The 16516-nt window shown below is 74.4% G+C and carries 18 protein-coding genes; 9 read left to right on the top strand and 9 right to left on the bottom strand.

What is annotated here, in order from left to right:
- Position 1 precedes the first annotated feature (1 nt).
- The 6 genes from M8316_RS05385 to M8316_RS05360 all read left to right on the top strand — a co-directional run bounded on the left by M8316_RS05385 (position 2) and on the right by M8316_RS05360 (position 7297).
- Positions 2 to 1603 carry a TadA family conjugal transfer-associated ATPase gene (locus M8316_RS05385; RefSeq protein ID WP_250052692.1) on the top strand — a complete coding sequence of 534 codons (1602 nt, stop codon included), beginning with the start codon at positions 2 to 4 and terminating at the stop codon, positions 1601 to 1603.
- The gene (locus tag M8316_RS05380) at positions 1600 to 3561 is read left to right on the top strand and encodes a type II secretion system F family protein (protein ID WP_250052691.1); all 1962 of its coding nucleotides are present in this window, start codon (positions 1600 to 1602) and stop codon (positions 3559 to 3561) included. The genes M8316_RS05385 and M8316_RS05380 overlap by 4 nt, the downstream gene beginning before the upstream one ends.
- Before the next feature lies 1 nt (position 3562).
- Positions 3563 to 4495, top strand: coding sequence for a type II secretion system F family protein (locus tag M8316_RS05375; protein ID WP_250052690.1), 933 nt, complete (start codon positions 3563 to 3565; stop codon positions 4493 to 4495).
- Positions 4492 to 6138 (top strand): histidine kinase, encoded by a 1647-nt coding sequence (locus M8316_RS05370; protein ID WP_250052689.1) that lies wholly within the window; start codon positions 4492 to 4494, stop codon positions 6136 to 6138. The genes M8316_RS05375 and M8316_RS05370 overlap by 4 nt, the downstream gene beginning before the upstream one ends.
- Complete coding sequence (locus M8316_RS05365; protein WP_250052688.1) at positions 6135 to 6773, top strand: response regulator transcription factor; 639 nt, start codon at positions 6135 to 6137, stop codon at positions 6771 to 6773. Before M8316_RS05370 ends, M8316_RS05365 begins: the two co-directional genes overlap by 4 nt.
- Positions 6774 to 7102: 329 nt before the next feature.
- Positions 7103 to 7297, top strand: a complete 195-nt coding sequence (locus M8316_RS05360) for a Flp family type IVb pilin (protein WP_250052687.1) — start codon at positions 7103 to 7105, stop codon at positions 7295 to 7297.
- Positions 7298 to 7400: 103 nt separating this feature from the next.
- On the opposite strand, the gene M8316_RS21270 is transcribed toward M8316_RS05360, so the two are convergent.
- The 5 genes from M8316_RS21270 to M8316_RS05340 all read right to left on the bottom strand — a co-directional run bounded on the left by M8316_RS21270 (position 7401) and on the right by M8316_RS05340 (position 11143).
- On the bottom strand, positions 7401 to 7475 hold the full coding sequence (locus M8316_RS21270) for a 50S ribosomal protein bL37 (protein ID WP_370249596.1): 75 nt from the start codon (positions 7473 to 7475) through the stop codon (positions 7401 to 7403).
- Positions 7476 to 7579: 104 nt separating this feature from the next.
- On the bottom strand, positions 7580 to 7978 hold the full coding sequence (locus M8316_RS05355; RefSeq protein ID WP_250052686.1) for a thioesterase family protein: 399 nt from the start codon (positions 7976 to 7978) through the stop codon (positions 7580 to 7582).
- The gene (locus tag M8316_RS05350; protein ID WP_250052685.1) at positions 7975 to 8481 is read right to left on the bottom strand and encodes a GNAT family N-acetyltransferase; all 507 of its coding nucleotides are present in this window, start codon (positions 8479 to 8481) and stop codon (positions 7975 to 7977) included. Before M8316_RS05350 ends, M8316_RS05355 begins: the two co-directional genes overlap by 4 nt.
- 32 nt (positions 8482 to 8513) lie before the next feature.
- Positions 8514 to 10229: an acetolactate synthase gene (locus M8316_RS05345; RefSeq protein ID WP_250052683.1), complete on the bottom strand. Its 1716-nt coding sequence runs from the start codon at positions 10227 to 10229 to the stop codon at positions 8514 to 8516.
- A 68-nt stretch (positions 10230 to 10297) separates the two neighbouring features.
- Positions 10298 to 11143 (bottom strand): DUF2785 domain-containing protein, encoded by an 846-nt coding sequence (locus M8316_RS05340; protein ID WP_250052681.1) that lies wholly within the window; start codon positions 11141 to 11143, stop codon positions 10298 to 10300.
- Positions 11144 to 11304: 161 nt separating this feature from the next.
- On the opposite strand from M8316_RS05340, the gene M8316_RS05335 reads away from it, so the two are divergent.
- Positions 11305 to 12786, top strand: coding sequence for a sensor histidine kinase (locus M8316_RS05335; protein WP_250052675.1), 1482 nt, complete (start codon positions 11305 to 11307; stop codon positions 12784 to 12786).
- An 89-nt stretch (positions 12787 to 12875) separates the two neighbouring features.
- Here M8316_RS05335 and M8316_RS05330 read toward each other — a convergent pair whose 3' ends face one another.
- Positions 12876 to 13124: a WhiB family transcriptional regulator gene (locus tag M8316_RS05330; RefSeq protein WP_136568628.1), complete on the bottom strand. Its 249-nt coding sequence runs from the start codon at positions 13122 to 13124 to the stop codon at positions 12876 to 12878.
- Positions 13125 to 13382: 258 nt separating this feature from the next.
- Between M8316_RS05330 and M8316_RS05325 the strand changes: the two genes are divergently transcribed.
- Positions 13383 to 13880: a hypothetical protein gene (locus M8316_RS05325; protein ID WP_250052673.1), complete on the top strand. Its 498-nt coding sequence runs from the start codon at positions 13383 to 13385 to the stop codon at positions 13878 to 13880.
- Between the two features lie 29 nt (positions 13881 to 13909).
- Here the strand turns inward: M8316_RS05325 and M8316_RS05320 are convergent, their stop codons facing one another.
- From M8316_RS05320 to sodN, 3 genes are all read right to left on the bottom strand, one after another.
- Positions 13910 to 14779, bottom strand: coding sequence for an RNA polymerase sigma factor SigF (locus M8316_RS05320; RefSeq protein WP_308195963.1), 870 nt, complete (start codon positions 14777 to 14779; stop codon positions 13910 to 13912).
- Between the two features lie 5 nt (positions 14780 to 14784).
- Positions 14785 to 15195: an anti-sigma factor gene (locus M8316_RS05315; protein ID WP_250052671.1), complete on the bottom strand. Its 411-nt coding sequence runs from the start codon at positions 15193 to 15195 to the stop codon at positions 14785 to 14787.
- A gap of 291 nt (positions 15196 to 15486) precedes the next feature.
- Positions 15487 to 15888: a superoxide dismutase, Ni gene (gene sodN / locus M8316_RS05310; protein WP_250052669.1), complete on the bottom strand. Its 402-nt coding sequence runs from the start codon at positions 15886 to 15888 to the stop codon at positions 15487 to 15489.
- 169 nt (positions 15889 to 16057) lie between these two features.
- Between sodN and M8316_RS05305 the strand changes: the two genes are divergently transcribed.
- Positions 16058 to 16372: a S24/S26 family peptidase gene (locus tag M8316_RS05305; protein ID WP_250052667.1), complete on the top strand. Its 315-nt coding sequence runs from the start codon at positions 16058 to 16060 to the stop codon at positions 16370 to 16372.
- Positions 16373 to 16516 lie beyond the last annotated feature (144 nt).

The raw sequence follows: 16516 nt of genomic DNA, 5'->3' as shown, positions 1-16516 counted from the left end.
CATGAGCCTCGCGGACCGACTCGCCGCCGCCCGTCGCGAGAGCACGGCCGGCGCCCACACCGCCACCACGCCCGGCACCACGCCCGGCACCGCCGAGCCGACCGGCGTCCAGGACGGGGCTGCCACCCCGACCCCGCCCCAGACGCCCAGCGTGGCCCCGGCCCAGCCCGCCCCGGCAACCGTCACCGCCCTCACCGGCGGGCCCACGGCCACCGGCCGCACCACCGCCGGCTCGCACACGGGCTCAGGGGCCGCCAGCGGCTCCGCCGCCCCGGGCCGCCGCAGCCTGCGGGCCGACGTGGAGGCCGGCAAGCTCGCGCGCAGCACCGACCCGATCGCCGACCTCAAGCGCCAGGTGCACGCCCAGCTGGTCGCGGCGCTCGGCCCGAAGCTCTACGACGTCGGGCTGACGCCCGCGGAGCTCGAGACCCAGGTCCGGGCGGCGCTCGCCTCCGCCGTGGCCGGCGCCGAGCGACCCATGTCGGGCCCCGAGCGCACGCGGATCACCCAGGAGATCGCGGACGACATCCTCGGCTACGGCCCGCTCCAGCCGCTGCTGGACGACCCGGACCTCACCGAGGTCATGGTCAACCGCTCCGACGACATCTGGGTCGAGCGCGACGGCCGGCTCACCAAGGTGCCGACGGCCTTCACCGACGAGGCCCACCTGCGCCGCACGATCGACAAGATCGTCGCCAAGGTCGGCCGCCGCGTCGACGAGTCCTCGCCGATGGTCGACGCCCGTCTGCCCGACGGCAGCCGCGTCAACGCGGTCATCCCGCCGCTGGTGCTCGACGGCTCGACGCTCACCATCCGCAAGTTCTCCGCCGACCCCTACACCGTCGACGACCTGGTCGGGTTCGGCACGCTCAGTGCCGAGTCCGCCGAGCTGCTCAGCGCCTGCGTGCGCGGCCGGCTCAACATCCTGGTCTCGGGCGGCACCGGCGCCGGCAAGACGACCACCCTCAACGTGCTCTCCTCCGCGATCCCCGCCGACGAGCGGATCGTCACCATCGAGGACGCGGCGGAGCTCCGGCTCATGCAGGAGCACGTGATCCGCATGGAGGCCCGTCCGGCCAACATCGAGGGCCGCGGCGCCGTCACGATCCGCGACCTCGTCCGCAACGCCCTGCGCATGCGCCCCGACCGCATCGTCGTCGGCGAGATCCGCGACGCGGCGGCGCTCGACATGCTCCAGGCGATGAACACCGGCCACGACGGGTCGCTGTCCACCGTGCACGCCAACAGCCCGCGCGACGCGCTGGCCCGTGTCGAGACGATGGTGATGATGGCGGGGCTGGACCTGCCGGTCCGCGCGATCCGCGAGCAGGTCTCCAGCGCCATCGACCTCGTCGTCCAGCAGCGCCGGCTCAAGGACGGCAGCCGCCGGATCACCTCCATCACCGAGGTGGTCGGCATGGAGGGCGACGTGGTCACCCTCCAGGAGGTCTTCTCCTTCGACCACAGCGCCGGCTGGGACGAGCAGGGCCGCACCCGCGGCCACCTGCGCGCCACCGGCCTGCGGCCCCGGTTCCTGGAGACCCTCGCCGACGCGAACGTCCGGGTCGACCCGGCGCTGTTCCTGACCCGGGCGGGCGCATGAGCGTCGCGACCGCCCCTGGCACAGGAGCAAGCAGTGGCGCTGGCACGACCCGGGCGCGGCGGCTGGCGGCCTCGGCACTGGTCGTCGGGCTCGTCGCCGGCCTGCTGCTGCTCGTCGGGCCCCTCGTGGGCCCGGCGCACGGCCAGGGCACCGGAGCCGGCGACGGCGGGCTGGACATCGCCTACGTGCAGACCGCGGAGGACGGCCGCGTCTCGGTCCTGCTGGACCAGGGCGCCGACCTCACCTCCCCGCTCGAGGACGTCGAGGTCAGCGTGGACGACACGCTCGTGGACGCCGACGTGGCGCAGGTGACCGGCCAGGTCGATCGCACCATCGTCCTCGCCCTCGACGCCAGCCGCAGCATGGCCGGCGCCCGCATCGCCGCCGCCCGCGAGGCGGTCGAGGCGTTCCTGGCCGCCGTGCCGGACGACGTGGCCGTCGGCCTCGTGTCGTTCGCCGGCGAGGTCGAGACCACCGTCGAACCGACCACCGACCGGGCGCAGGTCCGCGACGCCGTCGCCGACCTCACCCTGCGGCGCGGTACGCGCCTCTACGACGGCGTCGCCGCAGCCGCCGCGGCGACCGGCACCACCGGTGCCCGCTCCGTGCTCGTGCTCTCCGACGGCCGCGACACCGGCGGCGGGGTCGACCTCGAGGCCGCGATCGCCGCCGTCGAGGACTCCGGCGTCGCGCTCGACGCCGTCGCGCTCGACCAGGACGCCGCCGATGTCGCGCCCGTGCGCCGGATGGTCGACGCGGCCGACGGCACGCTGGTCGACGCGCAGGGTGCCGCCGCCCTCACCGACGTCTTCGCCGCCCAGGCCGACGCCCTCGGCCGCCAGCTGCTGGTCACCTTCGAGCGCCCGGCGGGCCTCGCCTCGCTCTCCGACGTGGACCTCTCCGTCAGCGCCACCGCGGGTGGGCTCGCCGTCGGCGACCGCGCCCTCGTCGACCTCCGGGCGGCGGACGACGGCCTCGCAGGCGCGTCCGCCACGGTCGGTCGCTCGCTGGTCGGCACCACCGGCCTGCTGATCGGCGGGCTGGCCCTGGCCGCGGGCGTGTTCGCGCTCCTGGCGCTGGTGCTGCTCCAGCACCGCGGGCCCAGCGCCGCACAGCGCACCGTGGCCCGCTACCTGGGCGAGACGCCGCTGACGCAGGAGCGGACCACGCTGCGCGACTCCGCCCTGGCGGTGACGAACTCGCTGGTGAAGCAGGACTTCGAGGCGCGGTTCTCGCAGCGGCTCACCGGCGCCGGCCTGGCGATGACGGTGGCCGAGTGGGTGCTGCTGCACGCGGGCATCGCGGTGCTGGCGGGACTGGTCGGGCTGCTGCTCGGCGGGCTGCCGTTCCTGCTGATGCTGCTCGCGCTGGGCGCGGCCGCACCCTACGTGGCCCTGCGCGTGCTCCACGGCCGACGGCTGGCCGCCTTCGGCGCCCAGCTGCCCGAGACCCTGACGATGATCTCGGGCGGGCTCTCCGCCGGCCTCTCGGTGGCGCAGTCGATCGACACCGTCGTCCGCGAGGGTGCGGAGCCGATGGCGAGCGAGCTGCGCCGGGCGCTGGCCGAGCACCGGCTCGGCATCCCGGTCGAGGACGCGCTGGAGAACGTGGCCGACCGGATGGGCAGCCCCGACTTCGCCTGGGTGGTGATGGCCATCCGCATCCAGCGGGAGGTCGGCGGCAACCTGGCGGAGCTGCTGGACACCGTGGCCGGCACGCTGCGCGAGCGGGAGTACCTGCGCCGGCAGGTACGGACGCTGAGCGCCGAGGGCCGATTGTCAGCCTATATTCTCTCCGCCCTGCCAATCCTCATGCTCGCGTACATGCTCGTCGCGAATCGCGACTACGCCTCCTTCTTCTACACCTCGGTCCTCGGAGTCCTGATGCTCGTGGGCGCCGGACTCCTGCTGGCCCTGGGCTCGTTCGTCATGTCGCGCATGGTCAAGGTGGAGGTCTGACATGGAGTCCTCGTGGTTCCTGCTCCTGGGTGGCGGGGCGATCCTCGTCGCCGGCACGCTCGCTCTCTCGGTGGTGGGCCTGGCCGGGAGCCAGCGGGCTGCCGTCGGGCGCTCGCTCGCGGCCGTACGGGCCCTTGACGCGGCGCCGGACGACGCTCGCAAGGAGGTTCAGCGGCCGTTCTCCGAGCGGGTGCTTGCGCCGCTCGCCGGTCGGCTAGTCGGCATCGGTCGGCGGCTGGTGCGGGCGGACACAGTTCGTCGGCTCGAACACCGGCTCGACATCGCCGGGAACCCCGACGGCTGGGACGTTCCCCGTGTGCTGGGCGCCAAGGTGCTCGCAATGGTGATCCTAGGTGGTCTCACGCTGTTCTGGTGCTTTGCCTCTGGTCAGGCAATGGCAGTGCTGATCCTGGCGACCGGTCTGCTCGCGGCAGGTGGTTACATGCTGCCTGACCTTCTTCTCTACAACGCAGGCGAGAAGCGCGAGGCGCTCATGCAACGTGCGCTCCCGGACGCGATCGACCTGCTCACCATCTCGGTCGAGGCGGGGCTGGGCTTCGACGCGGCCATGCTCCGGGTCGCCCAGCAGACGCGGGGCCCGCTCGCGGGGGAGTTCGCCCGGTTCCTCCAGGAGACCCAGCTCGGCTTGGGACGCACCGAGGCGATCCGTGCGATGGCGGAGCGCAGTACGCTGGCCGACCTCCGCTCCTTCTGCCTCGCGATGGTGCAGGCCGACGAGCTGGGCGTGCCGCTGGGCAAGGTGCTGCGGGTGCAGAGCCAGGAGATGCGCGCCAAGCGGCGGCAGCGGGCGGAAGAAGCGGCGGCCAAGGTGCCGGTGAAGATCATGGTGCCGCTGGTGCTGCTCATCCTGCCGTGCCTGTTCGTCGTGGTCATGGGACCGGCAGCGGTGCAGATGATGAGGTTGTTCTCGTGATCGGCGCGCTGGTGGCCTCCGCTGACCCGCAGGTCCGGGCCTGGCGTACGACGACGGCGGCGCGGATCTTCGCCGTGGCTCTGGTGGCCGGACAAGTGCTGTCGACGGAGACCACCGTGGTCGCTGTGCTCGGGGTCCTCGCCCTCGGCTGCGTGGTCGGTGCCGTGACGTTGATCGACCTGCCGCCACACGGACAGCGTTTGGTTTGGCTCTCCTTCGGGGAGGCGGGTGCGGTGGCTGGGGTCGTGCTGGTCGCCGCCTCCGGCACCGGAGCGGATGCACTCCTGCTGTACCTGGCCGTGCCCGCCAGTCTCGCCGGTCTCCGGCACGGCGCGCGGCCGGCGGTGGCCTCGTGGTTCGCCACCGTGCTCGTCGCTCTGGTCGTCGGGCTGGTCCTGGGCGGCGTTCCCTGGGTCGGAGCGGTGACGTGGCTGGTGCTCGGCCTGGTGGGTGGCCTTCTCACCGCCCTCCTGAGTCGCGACGAGCGGGCCGAGGCACGGGAGATCCAGCCGCACCTGGCCGCGCGGCACCTGGTGGAGCAGCTGCGTGAACTGGTGGAGCACGACCGGGTGGACCTCGACGTCGAGCGGCGTGCCGAGGCGGTGCTCGCAACCGCGGTCGAGACCCTGGCCGTCCAGGGCCAGGATCAGCCGGGGCTCGGGCGCGGTGAGGTGTTCGTCGCCGCCGACGGCCGGCAGGTGCGGAGAGTTCACGGCCGAGGGGCGCCGCTCTCAGGAAGCGGGACCGTCGCCGCCAAGGCGGTGCGGCGCGGTGACGCGGTGCACGAGCGCGGTGCTGTCGCCCTGCCGCTGGCCGCCGGCGGCAGCACCTACGGTGCCGTCGTGCTGCCGGTCGCGCAGAAGCCGTCGGCCGCGGCGCTCCATGCTGTCGGCGCACGTCTGGGCGTCGGCGCGCTGCGGCTCGACACCGCCGTCCTGGTCGACCGGGCCCGTGCCGGCGCCACCGGCGCCGAGCGCCGCCGCCTGGCCCGCGAGCTGCACGACGGGGTGGCCCAGCGGGCCGTGGCCCTCGGCTATCTCGCCGACGAGCTGATGGAGGACGCTGACGCTCAGGCGGCGGGCATCGCCGCCCAGTTGCGGGACGAGGTGGACGCGCTCGTGCTCGAGCTGCGTCGCTCCGTGCACGACCTGCGCAGCGGTGCCGGCGAGGGGCTCGGCACCGCGCTGCGCCGCCGCCTGGAGGAGACCCTGACCGGCCCGGGTGCGCCCGCGCTGCTGCTCGAGGTCGACGAGACCGGCCCCCGGCTCGATCCGGCCCAGGAGGACGAGGTGCTGCGCGTGGCGGTGGAGGCCGCCGGCAACGCCCGGCGGCACGCCGCTGCCGGCCAGGTCCGGGTGTCGCTCGCCTGTGACGGCGACGCGCTCGACCTCGTCGTCACCGACGACGGCGTCGGCGGTGCCGAGCCACGGAACGGGCACTACGGCCTGCACACGATGCGCGAGCGGGCCGCCCTGCTCGAGGCCACGCTGAGCGTCGAGCAGGCCGGCAGCGGCACCCGCCCCGGCACACGGGTGCACCTGCACCGGGCCGGCGGCAGTACGAAGCACCACGACACGACGAGCGCCCGCACGGGCGCCCAGGACGCGGGCAGCCTGCCGGCGTCGGGAGAGGGGACGAGATGACGCAGCGGGTGCTGCTCGTGGACGACCACGAGCTGATCCGGCAGGGCCTGGCCCGCGCCTTCGAGCGCGCGGGGGAGTGGGAGGTCGTCGGCGAGGCCGCCGGCGTGGCCGAGGCGCTCGCCCTGGCGCGGGTGCTCAAGCCCGACGTGGTGGTCACCGACCTCCAGATGCCCGACGGCAGCGGCTTCGACGTGGTGCGCGCCCTGCGCGAGGACAGCCCGGAGGTCGGGCTGGTCATCCTCACCATGCACCTGGGCGACGCGCAGGTGCTCGCGGCGATGGAGGCCGGCGCCTCGGCCTTCCTCGGCAAGGAGACCCGCGGTCCGGACGTGGTGGCCATCGCCGCGCAGGCGCTGCGGGACCCCGACGGCTTCGTCAGCACGGGTCTGGCCGGCGCCATCCGGCGTCGCGCGGCCGTCGGGGTCTCCCGGCTCACCGACCGCGAGACCGAGGTGATGCGCTGCTTGGCCGACGGCCTCGGCACCGCCGAGATCGCCGCCCGGCTCTACCTGGGGGAGTCCACGGTGAAGACCCACCTCAACCGGATCTACCGCAAGCTGGGGGTCAAGAACCGCACCCAGGCGCTCGCCGAGGCCGTGCGCGCCGGTCTCCTGCTCGACCAGGTGGCGCCCTGACCTCAGCGGACCACTTCCGCGCCCGGCTCGATCGCGTGCCCGCCCTCCGTCACGGAGGGCGGGTACGTGGCCATTTCAGCCGCTGACCTGCGGCGACGGCGCACGCCATGCGGGCAGGCCATCCGGGGCGGGCCCGAGCCCGGTATGGCCCGTTGGGACTACACCGGAGGGTGGAGAACGGTGTCCACCTCGCGGCGTCCCAGGGTGGACCCGGAGGTGGACGGCGCGAGGGCCGGCGGCCGGAAGAGTAGGGCTCAGCAGGGAGCCCGTGGGGGGCTCCCGGACAGCTCCGGGGACGGGGCCTCCACTCTCACACAAGGGGAAACGCCATGATCGAGAAGCTCCAGATGATGTTCTTCATGCTCAGCAACGACCTGACCGCCAAGCGCGACGAGCGCGGCGCCACCGCTGTCGAGTACGGCCTGCTGGTGGCTGGCATCGCTGCCGTCATCGTCGTCGTTGTCTTTGCGCTGGGAGTCAAGGTCGACGCGGCCTTCGACACCGTTATCGGCCAGTTCCCGTGATCGACCGGCCGGAGGGATCAAGCGCACGACCCGCACCGGCCAGATGAACGAACCCCCCGAGCCGACAGGCTCGGGGGGTTCGTCGCGTCTGAGGCGTCAGCGCTCAGGAGTTGGGGCGCTTGCCGTGGTTCGCGCCCTTCTTCCGGCGAGCGCGGCGCTTGCGTCCGGTCTTGCCCATGGTTACCTCCGGGGTTTGCAGGTGCGGCCCCACCCGGGGACCAGCGAACACCGCAGTTTCCCACCATCACGCACCCATGTTCAAAACGGCCCCGCGGCGAGTGCTCAGAGCCGCGACAGGAACCGCTCGACGGCCACCACGACGCGCGTCACCTCGCCCGTGAGCACGACCGTGCCGGGGCGGCCAGCGTGCCGCCCGGAGGAGTGCCGGGCCTGCACGGCGAACCGCAGCAGCCGGCCGTCGCGGTGCACCAGCGTCGCGGTCACCTCGACCTCCGCGCCCACGGGACTGGCGGCCCGGTGCTCGAGCTCGACCCGGGTGCCCACCGTCGTCTCGCCGTCCTTCAGCACGGCCTCGGCCGCCTCGCAGGTCGCGGCCTCGGCCCAGGCGAGCGCCACGGGCGTGCCGAGCACCGGCAGCGCGCCGGAGCCCACCGCCCGCGCGGTGTCCTCCTCGGTCACGGTGCGGACGAGCGTGGCGCCGGACTGGGGGTCGGTGCTCACAGCGGCCTCCGGAACACGACGAGGTGGACGGACGGCACCGGCGACCAGTCCCGCTCCGGCACGCGGACGAAGCCGTGCCGGGCGTAGAGCCGGTGGGCGTCGCCCATTTGCGGCAGGGACGACAGCACCACGGCCGCGTCCCCGGCCTCGCGGCACCGCTCGAGGACGTGCTCGACGAGCGCCCCGCCGACGCCCTGGCCCTGCGCGCCCGGCGCCACGGCCAGCATGCGGAACTCGCCCTCGCCCTCGGCCGCGATCTCGCGCCACGGCGAGCCGGGCGGGCACAGCGTCACCGAGCCCAGCGCCTCGCTGCGGCCGTGCGGGTGCTCGGCGCTGCCCGCGACCCAGAGCTCCGCCTCGTCCGCCCGTGCCCGGGCGTCGCGCAGGCGCGGCACGTAGGGGTCGGAGGGGCCGAGGAGGAACGAGGAGTAGGCGGCCACGGTGACCTCGCCGACCTCGTGCAGCAGGTCGGCGTCGTCGGGGGAGGCGCGGCGGATCAGCACGCCACCCACCCTGACAGACGCCCCGGCACCACTCACACCCCGTACGTGGTGCGCGGGTAGGCGGCGTCCACGTCGGTGACCACGTTGACCAGGTACGGGACGCCGGAGGCGAACGCCCGGTCCAGCGCGGGCCCGATCTCGCCCGGGGTCCGCACGGTCTCCCCGCCGCCGCCGAGCGCGCGCACGACGCCGTCGTAGGAGGTGTGCGGGGAGAGGTCGGCGACCACGTCGTAGCCGTAGATCATCTGCATCGGCCCCTTCTCCAGGCCCCACGCGGCGTTGTTGCCCATCACCATCACCACCGGCAGGCCGTGGCGCACCATCGTGTCCACGTCCATGAGGGAGAAGCCCGCGGCGCCGTCGCCGAGCAGGAGCACCACCTGGGACGACGGCCGCGCGATGCGTGCGGCGATGGCCGCGCCGGGGCCGGCCCCGAGGCAGCCGTAGGGGCCGGGGTCGAGCCAGCAGCCGGGCCGCTTCGGCTCCACGAGCTTGCCGGCGAAGGAGACGAAGTCGCCGCCGTCGCCGATCACCACGGCATCGTCGTCCAGGCGGCGGTTCAGCTCGCCGTAGATGCGCCCGGGGTGCACGGGTGCGGCGTCGGAGTCGAGGATCGTCCGGTCCGTGGCGATCGTCGCGGCCACGCCGGCGGCGAGCTCCTCGGCCCACGACGCCCAGCGGGCGCCCTCGCCCACGTGCGGCTGGGCGGCCGTCAGCAGGGCGTCCAGGCAGGCGGTGAGATCGCCGGCCAGCGAGGCCTCGAGCGCCGCGTGCCCGGCCACCTGACCGGGGGAGTCGGCCACGTGCACCACGCGGGCCGGGGTGGTGGGGCTGCCGTCGGCGTCCGGCTTGCCGCCGAAGGTGCCGTAGCCGAGCCGGAAGTCGAGCGGGGTGCCCACCACGACCACGAGGTCGGCGCGGGCGAGCGCCCGGCTGCGCGCCTTGGTGACCAGCAGCCGGTGCCCGCCGGGCACCACGCCGCGGGCCATGCCGTTGGTGATCGTCGGGAGGCCCAGGGACTCGACCAGGCGCAGCGCGGCCACCTCCGCGCGGTCGGCCCACACGTCGGTGCCCAGCACCAGCACGGGCCGCTCGGCCGCAGCCAGCAGTCGGGCGATCGCGGCCACGGCGTCGGGGTCCGGGTCGGCGCCCCGGGGGCGCTGCGGGGTCGGCACCGGCCCCGAGGCGGGGGCGTAGAGCTCGTCCATGGGGACGTCGACGAAGACCGGGCCCCGGTGCGGGGAGGCGGCGGTGGTGAACGCCGCGTCCACCCCGGGCAGCACGTCGTCGCGGCCGTGCAGCGTGCGGGCGTCCTTGGTGACGCCCGCGAGCACCGGCGGGTGGTCCAGCTCCTGGAGCGAGCCCATGCCCCAGCGGTTGGCCGGCGCGCGCCCGCCGAGCACCACCATCGGGGACCCCGCGAAGTGCGCCTGGGCGAGCGTCGAGACGGCGTTGGTGACGCCGGGCCCGGCGGTGAGCACCGCGAACCCGGGGGTGCGTGTCAGCTTGCCGGTGGCCTCGGCCGCGAACGCGGCGGTCTGCTCGTGCCGCACGTCCAGCATCCGCATGGGCGGCTCGGCGTTGACCGCCGCGTCGTAGAGCGGGAAGACGTGGGCGCCCGAGAGCGTGAACAGGGTCTCGACGCCGTGGGCCCGCGCGGCCGCCAGGGCGGCGGTGCCGGCGTGCCCGTCGACGACGGCGGGGCCGGGCGCACCGGAGGGCGCGGTTGTGTCCTGGGTCTCACTCATGCTCGCACCCTACTCACGGGTAGGGAGCGCTGACGAGGGGTGCGGCGAACCCCGGAGAGGTCGGGCGCTCAGTGCGCGCCGACGGGCGCGAGCACGCCGTTGGTGCGGCGCAGCGCCTCGACGAGGACCAGCAGCAGGTCCGAGCGCGTGGCCGGGTGCCGCGGGCCGAGGGCCAGCAGCAGGTAGAGCGAGCGGAGCAGCGACTGCGCGTTGCCGGTGGCGGTGTAGGGGTCGTCGGCCTCGCTGCGCTCGGGGTCGGCGCCGGCGGCCAGCCGGTTCACCCAGGGCTCGAGCACGCCCACGGGCACGAGCTCGCGGCGCAGGACGGCGACGACGGCCCGCGCCATCCGGTCGTGCTCGCCGTGCGTCCACACGGGCCCGGGCGCGAGCACCCGGTCGGCGACGACGTCGAGCAGCACGGTCAGCTCGGGGGCCGACAGGTGGGGGGAGCGGGCGAGCGTGGCGATCGCGTCCGCGCCGTGCGACATCGCGTGCGCCCAGCCCTTGCCGGGCACGAAGCCGCGGGTGTCCTGCTCGCGGAGCAGCCAGGTGGCGAGCCGGTCGCCCCACTCCAGCACCTTGCCGGCCAGCACGAGCGGGCGGCGGTTGTCGCGCTGGATGCAGGCGCCGAGCACGAGGGCGGAGAAGGAGCGACGGAAGACCGAGTCGGTGCCCTCCTCGCCGAGGCCGACCAGCAGGCCCGCGGCCATGCCGTCGCCCAGACCGGGCAGGAGGTCGTCGTAGACGCCCCGGGCGACCCATGCGCCGAGCGTGGGCAGGGCCAGGCCGTCGCGGCGGGACGGGTCGGCGTCGCCGAGCATCCGGGTGAGCTCCGCCGTGAGGTCGGCGAGCGGACGGTCCGTCGGGACCGCCAGATCGTCCGCCATCACCTGCTCCCAGTAGGACCCCGACATGTCGGCCATCCTGACAGACACCACCCCCGCGCTCACCCCTTGGGGGGGGACCCCTTGCGAAGGCGCAGGCCAGGGGGCTACCGGCCGGTCACCAGGCGCGTGCGCGGGCTCACGCGCAGGCCCACCCGGACGTGCCCGGCGGCTGGATCTAGGCTCTGCTCGTGCCCTCCCTCAGCGAGCTCGTCCGCAGCCACACGGACCTCACCGGAGACGACGTCGCCTGGCTCCAGCTGCTCATGGCCGACTGGCAGATCATCGCCGACCTCTCCTTCGCCGACCTCGTCCTGTGGCTGCCCGACGCCGACGGCCAGGGCTTCTGGGCGGCCGGCCAGATGCGGCCCACCACGGCCCCCACCGCCTACGTGGACGACGTCGTGGGCACGTTCGTGCCCCGCGGACGCCGCCCCCTGCTGGACGCGGCCTGGCTCCAGGGCCGGCTCGTGCGCGAGGGCGACCCGGAGTGGCGCGACGACGTGCCCGTGCGCGTGGAGACCATCCCCGTGCGCCACGAGGGCCGCGTCATCGCCGTGGTGGCGCGCAGCACCAACCTGCTGGGCGTGCGCACCCCCTCCCGGCTGGAGCTGTCCTACCTCCAGTCGGCCGCGGACCTCACGCAGATGATCGCGACCGGGCACTTCCCCTCGACGGGGCAGCGCAGCGACCACGCCGACACTCCGCGCGTGGGCGACGGCTTCGTCCGTGTCGATGCCGACGGCCGTGTCGTCTACGCCAGCCCCAACGCGCAGTCGGTCTTCACCCGCCTCGGGCTCTCCGGCGACCTCGCGGGCAGCCGTCTCGTGGACGTCACGCGCGACCTGGTGCCCTCACGACGACGCCCGGACGAGGAGACGTTCTCGGCCGTCCTGGGCGGCCGGGTCCACCGGGACATGGAGTTCGCCACCGAGGGTGTCGCGATCATCGCCCGCAGCATCCCGCTGCGCCCGACCGGCGAGCGGATCGGCGCGCTCGTCCTCGTCCGCGACGTCACCGACCTGCGCCGCCGCGACCGGGAGCTGATCACCAAGGACGCCACCATCCGGGAGATCCACCACCGGGTGAAGAACAACCTCCAGACCGTGGCGGCGCTGCTGCGCCTCCAGGCCCGCCGCATCGACAACGACGAGGCGAAGCTGGCGCTGGAGGAGGCGGTGCGCCGGGTCGGCTCGATCGCGATCGTGCACGAGACCCTCAGCCAGGCCGTGGAGGAGGACGTCGAGTTCGACGAGATCGCCGACCGGCTCTGCGTCATGGTCACCGAGGTCTCGGCGGCCGCCGGCCGCGTGCGCGTGCAGCGCCGCGGCACGTTCGCGCGGCTGCCCTCGGAGACCGCCACCGCGCTGGCGATGGTGATCACCGAGGTGCTGCAGAACGCCGTCGAGCACGGCTACCCCGAGCCCGGGCCGGGCACGGAGGGGCACATCACCCTCGACGTCGAGCCCGGCGAGGGGCGCCTGCGGGTCACGGTGACCGACGACGGCCGCGGCCTGCCCGAGGGCTTCGACCTGGACGGCTCCACGAACCTGGGCCTGTCGATCGTGCGGACCCTGGTGGAGTCCGAGCTGTCGGGCACGCTCTCGCTCGGCCCCCGACCGGAGGGCCGGGAGGCCGGCACGCGCGTGGTCGTCGACCTGCCCCTGGACTGACGTCCCGGCCGGTCCTAGGCCCACCCTCGGTGGGCCGGCGTCGACCGGGGACGCGCTCCGGGCCGCCCCGCCCGGACCGCGTCAGCGGGTCAGGCGGTGCGACGGCCCCGGGCGTTGCGGCGCTTCAGCGCGCGCCGCTCGTCCTCGGACAGGCCGCCCCAGACGCCGTGGTCCTGGCCGGCGTCGAGCGCCCACTGCAGGCACTGCTCGCGGACGTCGCACCGGCGGCAGACCTGCTTGGCCTCCTCGACCTGGAGGACGGCCGGGCCGGTGTTGCCGATGGGGAAGAAGAGCTCGGGGTCCTCGTCCAGGCATGCGGAGCGACTGCGCCAGTCCATGGCAGGGTGTTCCCTCTTTCTGACGATCGTGCAGGCCAGGGGCGACAGGGCCTGCGGGGCTCGTGCGGTGGGCACAGCAACGTGTACGCGTCGACGAGCGCAGCGACTAGATTGACAACGAACACCCCGTGACACAAGTCCCTTCCCCCTGCGGAGTTCGTCGGCTGCGTCACAGCAACGTCATCTGGACGTCACACGGCAGGCACGAAAGTGGCCGGGATCGGGGTCGGGTCACGGGGCAGCCCTAGGCTGGTCGACGTGAACGACCGTCCCACGGACCCGCCCGTCCCCGCGGCCACCCGGAGGGGTGGCTGGCTGCTCGTCGCCGCCCTCGCCGCTCTCGCCGAGGGCGCCACCCTCCTCGTGCTGGGCGTCCTGGAGGCGCGTGCGACCGCGGCCGAGCGCCTGGAGCTGGGCGTGAGCACCACGATCTTCTTCGTCGGGCTCGGCCTGGTCGTGGTGGCGGCCGGGGTGTCGCTGGTCGTCGGCCGTGGCTGGGGCCGCAACCCGCTCGTCTTCGTCCAGGCGCTCACCCTGCTGATGGCCTGGAGCCTGCGTTCGGTCGAGCCGGTCTCGGCGGCGCTGGTCGCCGCCGGCGGGCTCGGCCTGGCCGGGCTGCTCCATCCCAGCACCCGTCGCTACCTGGACGAGCGCGGGCGGGCGCGGGCGCTCGCGCGCGGGGAGGACCCCGACGCCGAGGAGGCCGAGGACGCAGCCGACGGCGAGGACGCCGGCGGGGAGCCCCGCCGGGCCTGACTCAGCCCGCGTCGCTCAGGCCGCGTCACTCAGCCCGCGTCCTCGGCCAGCGAGGCGCGCAGGTGCGTGAGCGTCCGGTTGAGCAGCCGGCTGACGTGCATCTGCGAGACGCCGATCTCCTCGGCGATCTGGGACTGGGTCATGTTGCGGAAGAACCGCAGCAGCAGGATCTTCTTCTCCCGCGGCTCGAGCTGGTCCAGCAGCGGCTTGAGCGACTCCCGCACCTCGACCTGGGCGATGTTGACGTCCTCCTCGCCGATCGCGTCCAGCATGGTCGCGGCGCCGTCCTCGGAGTCGTCGCCGGCGTCCAGCGAGAGCGTGGAGTAGGCGTGCGAGGACTCGATGCCCTCCACGATCTCCTCGACGCTGCAGCCGATGTGCCCCGCGAGCTCGCTCGCCGTGGGGGAGCGGCCGAGGTCCTGGGTGAGCTCGGCGGTCGCGGAGCCGATCTGCATCCGCAGCTCCTGGAGCCGGCGCGGCACGCGGATCGCCCAGCCCTTGTCGCGGAAGTAGCGCTTGATCTCGCCGATGATCGTCGGTGTGGCGTAGGTGGAGAACTCGACCCCGCGGTCGGTGTCGAAGCGGTCGACGGACTTGATCAGCCCGATCGTCCCGACCTGGACGAGGTCCTCGAACGGCTCGCCGCGGTTGCGGAAGCGGCGCGCGCAGTGGTCGACCAGCGGCAGGTGCAGCTGGACCAGCGCGTCGCGCGCGGTCTCCCGCTCGGCCTCGCTCGCCCCGGGGTCGAGCAGGCGTGCGAACAGCTCCCCGCTGCGGCGGCGGGTCTCCTCGATGCCGGCCCGGCGGTCCCGGTCGGGAGCGTCGGGGACCTCCGGCAGGGACAGCTCCGGCACGGGGGCGTCCCCGCTGAGGCTGTCGTGCCCGGACGTGGCCACCACGGTCCTCAGCTCCCGCCGAGCGGCGTCGACGTCGCCACGAGGGTCACGACGAAGCGGCCGTCGTGCGTGGCGACGGTCGCGTCGGCCAGCGTGGTGAGGACCTGCCAGGCGAAGGAGTCGTAGTCGGGCGGCGAGGGGTGCGTGGCGGGCACGCCCACCTGGACGGTCAGGCGGCCGGGGGCGAGCGCGAAGCTGCCCACCAGGTCGGTGGCCTCGTCGGCCTCGGGCAGCACCATGGCGCAGGCCTCGCCGACCGCGATGCGCAGGTCCTCGATGTCCTCGATGGTGAAGTCGAGGCGGGCCGCGAGGCCGGCGGTGAGGGTCCGCAGCACGGCGACGTAGGCGCCGTCGGCAGGGACCCGGATCTCGACGTCGGCCGGGGTGCCGGGGCCCGCGGGCTGGCCGGGCAGGGACATGGGTACCGCCTTCGCTGGTCGTGGCCCGGTCAGGGGGACGGGCCGTGCTCGCGCCAGACCCTAGGTCATGACCTCGCACCGGCTCCGGTACCCCGGGGCGCGCCCGGTGAAACAGTGCTCACCGACTCGGCCGCGGCGGTCCGTACCAGCCCGCGAGCCTTCTCGTCCGGACGCGACGACGCCGTCGCCGGGTGCCGGCGACGGCGTCGTTCGATGTCCGCCCGTGCGGGCGGTGCCCCGGTGAGGCCCCGGGTGAGGCCCCGGGTGAGGCCCCGGGTGAGGGCAGTGGCCTCAGGCCTTCTTGGTCTCCCAGAAGATCTCGGCGATCTCGTCGATCTTGGCGAGGAGGGAGTCGGCGGCCTCGGCGTCCATGGTGCCCTTGGTGCCGGTGGCGCCGGCCAGCTTGGTGGCCTCGTTGAAGAGGGTGTGGAGCTGGGGGTACTTCTCGAAGTGCGGGGGCTTGAAGTAGTCGGTCCACAGCACCCAGAGGTGGTGCTTGACGAGCTCGGAGCGCTGCTCCTTGATGAGCACGGCGCGGGTGCGGAAGTCGGGGTCGGAGGAGTCGTTGGCCTTGGCGATGACGGCCTTGACGGACTCGGCCTCGATGCGGGCCTGGGCGGGGTCGTAGACGCCGCAGGGCAGGTCGCAGTGGGCGGAGACGGTGGCGGTACGAGCCAGCGGGAAGCGCAGCATGGCGTCCTCTCGAGGATGGGGAACGGTCGGTTGGGACACTACTCTCGTGCCCGAACGCCGACGACGCCTCCCACCTCTGGTTGAGACGGTCCGGGACGTGCTTTTCCCGACACCTGACGGTCAGGCGTCCGGGGCCGTGGGCGGGGCGAGGTCCGGCCCGCGCTGGGGCATGGCCCTGGTGAGCGGGGAGTCGATGACCCCGACGCTGCGCCCCGGCGACCGGCTGTGGGTCGACTACCACGCGGCGCCCGCGCCAGGGCAGGTCGTGGTGGCCCGCCTAGCCGACGGCACCGTCGCGGTCAAGCGGGCCCACGACCGGCGGACGACGGCGACGGGTCGACCCGCCTGGTGGGTGCTGAGCGACGCGCCGGACAAGGGCGTCGACAGCAGGCATCGCGGGCCGGTCCCGGACGACGACGTGCTCGGCGTCGTGCGGGCGCGGCTGTGGCCGCGTCCCACCCGACGGCTCGAACCGCCCGCCTGAGACCCGGGAAGGGGGCGCTCGCCCCCGACCCCCCCTGGCACGCTCTGCGGACGGCCGCGTCCGCCCAGCGGTACCACGGTGTGACCTGACCCACCTTCTGTGCCGCCTCGCTGTGCCAGACTGCGGGTCCGGCGCACCCGCCGC

Origin of the sequence: Nocardioides bruguierae (assembly GCF_023554635.1) — a bacterium.
Lineage (GTDB): Bacteria > Actinomycetota > Actinomycetes > Propionibacteriales > Nocardioidaceae > Nocardioides > Nocardioides bruguierae.
The sequence above is the reverse complement of the archived record's forward strand: the minus strand, read 5'-3'. Positions and strand labels throughout refer to the sequence as shown.

Bases quoted from the DNA above. Each gene is read 5' to 3' on its own strand.
- M8316_RS05365 (WP_250052688.1), top strand. From the start codon at position 6,135: ATGACGCAGCGGGTGCTGCTCGTGGACGACCACGAGCTGATCCGGCAG.
- M8316_RS05305 (WP_250052667.1), top strand. From the start codon at position 16,058: ATGGCCCTGGTGAGCGGGGAGTCGATGACCCCGACGCTGCGCCCCGGC.
- M8316_RS05315 (WP_250052671.1), bottom strand. From the start codon at position 15,195: ATGTCCCTGCCCGGCCAGCCCGCGGGCCCCGGCACCCCGGCCGACGTC.
- M8316_RS05375 (WP_250052690.1), top strand. From the start codon at position 3,563: ATGGAGTCCTCGTGGTTCCTGCTCCTGGGTGGCGGGGCGATCCTCGTC.
- M8316_RS05345 (WP_250052683.1), bottom strand. From the start codon at position 10,229: ATGAGTGAGACCCAGGACACAACCGCGCCCTCCGGTGCGCCCGGCCCC.
- sodN (WP_250052669.1), bottom strand. From the start codon at position 15,888: ATGCTGCGCTTCCCGCTGGCTCGTACCGCCACCGTCTCCGCCCACTGC.
- M8316_RS05360 (WP_250052687.1), top strand. From the start codon at position 7,103: ATGATCGAGAAGCTCCAGATGATGTTCTTCATGCTCAGCAACGACCTG.
- M8316_RS05385 (WP_250052692.1), top strand. From the start codon at position 2: ATGAGCCTCGCGGACCGACTCGCCGCCGCCCGTCGCGAGAGCACGGCC.
- M8316_RS05340 (WP_250052681.1), bottom strand. From the start codon at position 11,143: ATGTCGGGGTCCTACTGGGAGCAGGTGATGGCGGACGATCTGGCGGTC.
- M8316_RS05380 (WP_250052691.1), top strand. From the start codon at position 1,600: ATGAGCGTCGCGACCGCCCCTGGCACAGGAGCAAGCAGTGGCGCTGGC.
- M8316_RS05330 (WP_136568628.1), bottom strand. From the start codon at position 13,124: ATGGACTGGCGCAGTCGCTCCGCATGCCTGGACGAGGACCCCGAGCTC.